We start from the raw sequence: 980 nt of genomic DNA, 5'->3' as shown, positions 1-980 counted from the left end.
GTTTTTTAGTTCTTCAATCTGTTCATCTACATCTTTTACCTTAAATTGTGTTTTGCCCATATCATGCAGATGTAAGACGATTCTTTTTATAATTTCTATCGTTCCATCAATATGTTCCCCATTGATCCGTGCGGAATATTTTGTTTTCGCCATTAAGTCTTCCTATCAAAGTTAAGTTTTCTAATTTAATTATTTGGGGTAATGCATTGATTTTCCTATGACCGTCATTCCCGCGTAGGCGGGAATCCAGAAGCTTGAATTTACAGTAGTCTTTGAGTATTTCTGAAATGCAGGGGGCTGGATTTCCACCTGCGCGGGAATGACGGCGGTTGGTTCGGTATTATACGCAAAAGAACATATAAAGGTCGTCTGAAAACAGATATAGCAGAATGCGCTAAATCGTTTTCAGACGACCTTTCTCTTTAAAGCCGAATCAAATCAGCCTGCCGGTTAACCCAACGCCTTCCTTGCTCCGGCAAAGAGGCGGTACCAGCCGGACAGTTCCGTCCAGTCTTCCGGTTTCCAGCTCATTTGCGCGGCGCGGTACACGCGTTCGGGGTGGGGCATCATGATGGTAACGCGGCCGTCGGCATTGGTCACGCCGGCAATGCCTTGCGGCGAGCCGTTGGGGTTGAGCGGGTAGGTTTGGGTAACTTGGTTTTGTCCGTCGACGTATTGCAGAGCGATGCCGAGGCCGTCTGAAATTTTGCCGCCGTGAAGCGCGAAGTCGGCGCGGCCTTCGCCGTGGCTGACCACAACAGGCAGGCTGGAGCCTTGCATTTCGTTCAGAATCAGCGATGCGGATTTTGGAACATGAACCATGCTCAGGCGCGCTTCAAACTGCTCGCTCAAGTTGCGTTTGAATTTAGGCCATGCCTCTGCGCCCGGGATAATCTCGGCAAGGTTGCTGACCATTTGACAGCCGTTGCACACGCCCAATGTCAGCGTGTTCGGATCGGCAAAGAAGGCGGCAAATTGGT

1 protein-coding gene is annotated in these 980 nt (G+C 49.7%); it reads right to left on the bottom strand.

Going from position 1 to position 980, the window contains the following annotated elements:
- Positions 1–450 precede the first annotated feature (450 nt).
- Positions 451–980 (bottom strand): phosphoribosylformylglycinamidine synthase subunit PurQ (locus ACTHUM_RS15290; RefSeq protein WP_440403327.1); only part of this gene is annotated, 530 nt, incomplete at its 5' end.

The sequence above is a fragment of the Neisseria sp. P0021.S006 genome (assembly GCF_051956895.1).
Note: the sequence above shows the minus strand (reverse complement) of the source record. Positions and strands in the feature narration are given on the sequence as shown.